Origin of the sequence: Metabacillus litoralis, assembly GCF_020524045.1 — a bacterium.
Taxonomy (GTDB): Bacteria; Bacillota; Bacilli; order Bacillales; family Bacillaceae; genus Metabacillus; species Metabacillus litoralis_C.
Genome location: NZ_JAIVKL010000006.1, coordinates 320995 through 327750 on the forward strand (window position 1 = coordinate 320995; position 6756 = coordinate 327750).

Annotated in this window: 7 protein-coding genes; 6 read left to right on the plus strand and 1 reads right to left on the minus strand. The window is 36.5% G+C overall.

Translation table 11 applies throughout. The annotated features are described in order from the left end of the window. Window positions 1–5: 5 nt before the first annotated feature. The gene (gene prmC / locus LC076_RS12045) at window positions 6–875 is read left to right on the plus strand and encodes a peptide chain release factor N(5)-glutamine methyltransferase (RefSeq protein ID WP_226669298.1); all 870 of its coding nucleotides are present in this window, start codon (window positions 6–8) and stop codon (window positions 873–875) included. Window positions 876–1172: 297 nt separating this feature from the next. On the opposite strand, the gene LC076_RS12050 is transcribed toward prmC, so the two are convergent. Then, complete coding sequence (locus LC076_RS12050) at window positions 1173–1721, minus strand: DUF4240 domain-containing protein (RefSeq protein WP_226669302.1); 549 nt, start codon at window positions 1719–1721, stop codon at window positions 1173–1175. 295 nt (window positions 1722–2016) lie between these two features. Between LC076_RS12050 and spoIIR the strand changes: the two genes are divergently transcribed. The 5 genes from spoIIR to LC076_RS12075 all read left to right on the plus strand — a co-directional run bounded on the left by spoIIR (window position 2017) and on the right by LC076_RS12075 (window position 6427). Next, window positions 2017–2685 (plus strand): stage II sporulation protein R, encoded by a 669-nt coding sequence (gene spoIIR / locus LC076_RS12055; RefSeq protein ID WP_226669307.1) that lies wholly within the window; start codon window positions 2017–2019, stop codon window positions 2683–2685. 99 nt (window positions 2686–2784) lie between these two features. Next, window positions 2785–3228, plus strand: a complete 444-nt coding sequence (locus LC076_RS12060) for a GNAT family N-acetyltransferase (protein WP_226669310.1) — start codon at window positions 2785–2787, stop codon at window positions 3226–3228. Window positions 3229–3386: 158 nt separating this feature from the next. Then, window positions 3387–4433 carry an L-threonylcarbamoyladenylate synthase gene (locus tag LC076_RS12065; RefSeq protein ID WP_226669314.1) on the plus strand — a complete coding sequence of 349 codons (1047 nt, stop codon included), beginning with the start codon at window positions 3387–3389 and terminating at the stop codon, window positions 4431–4433. A gap of 632 nt (window positions 4434–5065) precedes the next feature. Further along, a complete protein-coding gene (locus LC076_RS12070; protein WP_226669316.1) occupies window positions 5066–5626 on the plus strand; it encodes a manganese efflux pump MntP family protein in 561 nt (186 codons plus the stop codon). A gap of 36 nt (window positions 5627–5662) precedes the next feature. Further along, a complete protein-coding gene (locus LC076_RS12075; RefSeq protein ID WP_226669319.1) occupies window positions 5663–6427 on the plus strand; it encodes an alpha/beta hydrolase in 765 nt (254 codons plus the stop codon). The last annotated feature ends 329 nt before the right edge of the window (window positions 6428–6756 follow it).

Below are 6756 nucleotides of genomic sequence, written 5' to 3' on the forward strand. Positions count from 1 at the left end.
ATAAGATGAAATTTGTATACGAAGCCCTGAATTGGGCTTCTTCTTTTTTAAAGGAAGCGGGAAGAGATGAAAATGCTGGAGAGCTATTGCTGCGACACCATTTAAATATGGAACGTGCAACATTGCTTTCAAATTTGAGATTGGTCCTCTCAGAAGAACAAAAAGAAATCTTTATACATGATGTAGAAAAACATGGTGAAGGTGTACCTGTTCAATATTTAATAGGCTATGAAGAATTTTATGGTCGACGCTTTAAAGTGAACAAAGAGGTGCTTATCCCTAGACCTGAAACAGAAGAGCTTGTTGAAGGAATTCTCACGAGAGCAAAAAGAATGTTTGCGGATCAAAAAGAAATCAATGTTGTTGATATAGGGACTGGAAGTGGGGCAATCGCCATCACATTAGCTTTAGAAAAAGCGGAATTTAAAGTGAGTGCCGTTGATATTGCAGAAGAATCTTTACAAATTGCCAAGGAAAATGCACGAGCCTTGCAAGCCAATGTAGAATTTTTACACGGTGATCTACTTGAACCCATTGCCAATAAAGCTGAAGAGGGAAAAATCGATATCCTCGTTTCTAATCCTCCATATATACCTGATTGGGAAATTGAAACTCTTTCACCAGTTGTGAAGGATTATGAACCAATGCGAGCATTAGCAGGTGGTAGTGATGGACTAGACTTTTATAGAAGATTAATTTCAGATATGCAAGAACTCCTAAATACTCCAGCTTTAATCGCATTTGAAATTGGTGCTGGTCAAGGGGAAGATGTGCAGAATCTTCTAAAGCAGGCTCTTCCATATGCGAAAGTTGAAGTTGTTTATGATATTAATGGGAAAGATCGCATGGTGTTTGCTGAAACGAAGGAAGATTAACGGGTTCTGTTGACTATCGCAAAATATACATTTCATATATTAGTGCTTTTTTATATAAAATCAGACTGGGACAAAAGAATTTTAACGAAATAGAAACCGAACAATGGTTATAGGTTATAGGTGTAGTTAACGTCGCTACTGAAATATACTCCGCTAAGCGATAACTTTGTTCGGAATTTTTGTTAATCACTAAGTTATGTCCCAGCCTCATCTTTTATCATTTTCAATCGATTACTCAAATAAAGCGAACGGTATTATCCTCAAACGTCCATGAATCAATAAAAAAGGTACTCTCGTTTAACCCAGTGGTTCTTCTCCAAATCTTTCCCATAGAATAGGAAATAAATGTTCTAGATCATCTTCTTCCCAATCAAATTCGATGTCATTTACAGGTTGTAATCCCTTTTTATCAAGAGCTTCTAATAATTCGTCGTGTATATTGTCATCCCATTCAATATCACCTGTCTTTATCAGGGTATAGGCATCCAGTCCAACCGAAAGTAACTCTTCATTTTGAGGGTACCCTTCGTCATCAAGGTTATCTTCATTTATATATTCTGCTAAAAATTCAGGGTCTTTCATTACCTTGTTAAATACTACTTCTCCTTGTCCAATCAGCCATCCTCGAAAATAATCAAAAGCGTCATCAGAACAGCCACCCATTAAAACAAATGCTGCTCCCCATAAACGGGAATGATAACTAGCATTCATTAACTCTTGAAATAAAAATTCAAAATCTACAACTTCCTCTACTTCTTTTTCAGCTAGTAACTCAGTTAACCATTCTGCTTGATCATCAAATTCTTTGGACTTTTCGATTAAACTCCACAATTCTTTCTGTTCCATGATAAAGACCTCCATTTTACCTTCGCTAATTGGCAAATTTGACACTTAATAATAGAATTCATTTAAATTAACCTACCTGTTATAGTAAGTATAGTATTTTTAAACTAATACATATTTTAACATATTTAAGATCATACCCATATTTTTTCAATAAATCAGAAAGCACAGAACACATCCTTACTATTGGTAACTAACTATTATTCTATCTATTAATCTATTTTGGAATTTTTTTAAAAAACATAGTTTAAGAATCTTTTACGCTGACCATACTGTCTACCAAGGGAGGCGTTAAAAGATGAAAAAACAACAATTAGCACTTTTATATATAATCTTATTATTTGCAGGGGCAATCGCAAATGTTTATAAAGAACCAGTAACAGCAACAAGCACAGAGGAACCAGTGGTGATACCAGATGAGGCCATTCGTTTACGAATTCTAGCTAATAGTAACTCTGATGAAGATCAGGAATTAAAAAGAAAGATTCGTGATGAAGTGAATAAAGAAATTACAGAATGGGTTGAGGAACTAACTTCTGTAGAAGCTGCTAGGGAATTAATTCAATCAAGATTACCAGAAATAGAATCAATTGTGGAAGATGTTCTAGAAAAAGAAAACATGCAGCAATCATATTCAGTAGATTTTGATAATGTTAGCTTTCCAACTAAGCTATATGGTAACTTTATTTACCCAGCAGGTGATTACGAAGCGATTCTTATTAGCTTAGGTGAAGCAGAGGGGGCTAACTGGTGGTGTGTGCTCTTCCCGCCATTATGTTTCTTAGACTTTTCAAACGGTGAAGCTGTCGCAAATGCAGAAGAAACAGAAGAGAAAAAAGTAGCTGGAAACGACCAAGATAAAACAACTGATAAACTATCGTCTCTTGTGAAAGATGAAGAGGAAGAGAAAGAAGAAGTAGAAGTGAAATTTTTCTTAGTAGAGTGGTTTGAGGGACTATTTTCATAAAGTAGAAAAAAGCTGGGATCAGACCTCAGCTTTTTTGGAATAAAACTAGATTTCATCTCATAGAGTTGTAGTAGAGAAAAATCAAAATGGGGTGAGATCATGTTTTATCAGTTGAAAATAGCAGAAGAAAAAGATCTAGAAAGAGTAACAGATTTTGTCGAAAAAGCAGATGTGAGTTCTGATGGTATTTCAGAAATTATTGAGTATTTTATGCTAATGGAAAATGGAGAAAATGAGATTGTTGCCTGTATTGGTGTTCAACCACTAAATGAAAATGGATTATTAAGATCTCTAGTTGTGTCAGACAAGCTCAAACAAGCACATATATTAACACTTTTCCAAAGTATTCAAACACTAGCTGAAAATAAAGGTATGAATCATTTATTTTTGGTTACTAATAAAGAAGCATCAGTACAATTTTTATCACTAATGGGCTTTGAAGAGATTGAACCTACAGCAATTCCAGAAGAGCTTTTAACTTTAGAGCACATGAATGGATCTTTAAAAGAAGATAATGCAAAGATTATGAGAAGATCTGCCTAATATCCACACTGTTATCCACAATACCGCAAGTCTTATCCACAAATTGTGGATAAGACTTGTTTTATTATAGGACTTCTTTTATACTTTCAAGAGTCAAGAATCTACAAAACCGCGAAATTTGTAGATAAATCGAACGGTTGCAAAAGGAGTTATTATAGATGAAAACAAAACTTTGGACTGTGGATGATCTTAGTAACTTATCCACTAGTTATCCACAAATCGCACAGGCAGCAGATTTTATCCAAAAAAATGAGGTTGTCGCTTTTCCAACTGAAACTGTATACGGGCTAGGAGCGAATGCATGCTCAGATGATGCGGTTAAAAAAATTTTTGAAGCAAAAGGCAGACCAAGTGATAATCCACTAATTGTCCACATTGCTACAGTTGAGAAGCTAGAAGAAATCGTTGAAGACGTTTCTTACGATGCCTATCAATTAATTGAAGCCTTTTGGCCAGGTCCGTTAACACTTGTATTAAGGAAAAAGGAAAATCAGTTATCCACATTAGTAACAGCTGGTTTAGATACAGTTGCAGTGAGAATGCCGAATCATCCAGTTGCTTTAGATATCATTGCTAAATCAGGTGTCCCTGTCGCTGCACCAAGTGCAAATCGATCCGGAAAGCCAAGTCCAACTCAAGCCCATCATGTTTATCACGATCTAAATGGAAAAATAAGCGGAATCATTGATGGAGGTCCAACAGGTGTGGGTGTCGAATCAACAGTCCTTGATTGTACATCAACTATTCCAACAATCCTTCGACCAGGTGGAGTCACAAAAGAACAATTAGAAAAGATCATCGGGAAAGTTAATATCGATCAAGCACTAATAGAAGAAGGTCATGCACCAAAATCACCTGGAATGAAATACACCCACTACGCACCAAATGCACCTGTAGTGATCATTGATGGCAGTCATAAATATATGCAAACCATGATTAATCAATATGAAGAGCAAGGAAAGAATGTGGGTGTACTCACAACAGAAGAAGGATTAAATCACCTTCAAGCACAAAAAGTAATTGCTTGCGGAACACGCAAAGATCTAAGTACAGTGGCAACCCAGCTATATGACGTACTACGCCAATTTGACAAAGAAGAAATTGACGTCATTCTCAGTGAAAGCTTCCCACTAGACGGAGTTGGTGAAGCGATTATGAACAGATTATTAAAAGCAGCAGGGAACCATGTGATAGTGGAAGAGTGAATTAGATTTGGATTTGAAATTTGATTTACTGTGTTTGTGTAACTAGTATTGAGGTGGTTGATTTCCGCTACAGGTTGCTCGCTTTCCGCGGGGTGGGCGGTGAGCTTCCTCGGCGCAAGCGCCTGTGGGATCTCACCTGTCCCACTGGTCCCGCAGGAGTCTCGCACCTTTCGCTACAATCAACCTAATTAGTTTTTTCTTTTCTATATAAAATATTCGTTATAACAACCCTTCAATACCTCTGGTTGGGAAATCAACAGTATTTATGTACATAAATACTTATTGGTTAGTAAAAAGCTTTGTAATCCAACTTTTAATTTCTATGTTAAAAGTGCCATATGATTTTTTTACACTTTGTTGATTGGAGTGGAAGGCATGAGACTCCTGCGGGAGAAGCGTGTCAAAGGGAGACCCCACAGGCGCTCGCGCCGAGGAGGCTCCCGGAACTAGGAAAAAAGGTACTTTTTTCCCGGGAAAGCGAATGCCTGTAACGGAAATCAACAACCGAGTTTAGATGTGTATTCCACAAAGGAAGATATAATCTTATAATAACCTTTCAAAACATCGTAAATGTTCTATTCCAAATCGGACGTGCATATTGTTAAAAATAGGCGTGTCCGAGGAGGGAGAACATGGATATACAATCAATCGTTGGCGAATTAATCACACTATTAATAATGGCTTTAGCACTAGGAATGGACGCATTTTCCGTAGGCCTTGGAATGGGCTTAATTAAGTTGAGATTACGTCAAATATTTTACATTGGTGTAACAATCGGTGTTTTTCATATATGGATGCCGCTCGTTGGTATGTTAATTGGACGACTATTAACTGACACCTTTGGAACAATTGCAACTTTATTAGGCGGAGGTCTATTAATTTTACTAGGAGCCCAAATGATTTTTGCATCATTTAAAAAAGGGGAAGAACCACTTATTACTCCTGTAGGCTTTGGATTAATCGTATTTGCGCTAAGTGTCAGCTTAGATAGCTTTTCAGTTGGCTTAAGTTTGGGAATTTATGGAGCCAAAACATTCCTCACTGTAGCCATTTTCGGTGTCGTAAGTATGGTGTTAACATGGATCGGTCTACTAGTTGGGAAAAGAGTGCAAAATTGGTTAGGTTCATATAGTGAAGCATTAGGTGGTGCGATTTTATTAGCATTTGGAATTAAGCTGCTGTTGCCTTTTTAAAGGAATAGTAGGTAGTGACACACAAGGAGAATTGAAATGATTGAATCGTTGAAAGTACATATGAATCGATTAAACCAGGAAAGAAACATCAGAATATATCTTCCAAAGAAATACAATGAAGAAGACAAACGATACGAAGTGCTATATATGCATGATGGACAAAATGTTTTTCAAAGCACTGATGCAATTGGTGGTGTTTCTTTAGAAGTAGAAAACTATTTAGATGAAAATGAAATAGAGTTAATCGTTGTGGCAATTGATCAAAACAGGCAAGAAAGAGTAAATGAATACTGTCCATGGGTGAACGGTGAATACAGTCGTGAAATCTTTGGTTTAACGGAATCAACCGGGGGCTCTGGGAAAGAATATGTTGATTTTGTTGTTAACGATCTAAAGCCTCTTATTGATAAAAAGTACCGAACAAAAAAGGATAGTACTTCAATTGCCGGCATTTCATTAGGTGGATTAATCTCCACTTATGCTGCATGCTGTTATCCACAAGTGTTTAAAAAAGTCGCTGTATTATCTTCTGCTTTTTATAGAAACCAGGAGCAGATCGAAAAACTACTAGAAGAAACGGACTTATCATGCGTAAAAGGATTTTACATCGATTGTGGGACAGCAGAAGCAAAGAAAGAGATCAAAATTAGTGAAGCTTTTATAAATTCAAATGAAAGAATTTATCACATTTTAAATAAGAAACATCAAAATGTTATTTTTGAAACGTGTCAAGATGCAGAACATAACTATACAGAGTTTAAAAAGAGAGTCCCAAAGTTAATCTCTTTCATCATTGATTAGAGGTTGGGACATAAGTATTTAAGCTAACGATTAACCCGAAATATTAGGTGATATGTCAATTAAACATTCGCCTAATAATTCGGGATTTTGCTTGTCGTCTTCCATTTTTTGATTTTGCATACTACTTTTAAGAACTAGTGGAATGAAGCGGAAGACACTCGACTCCTACGGGAAATAGAGGAAAGGCTGAGACCCCGCAGGCGCTTGCGTCGAGGAGGCTCAGCTTCAATGTCATCAAGCTAAGAAACCAATAATTTACATCTACATCATACCTATGGTAGTTTACAAGTGTTTTTAACGCTTGTTTTAGATCTAGTCTCTAAAAAAGG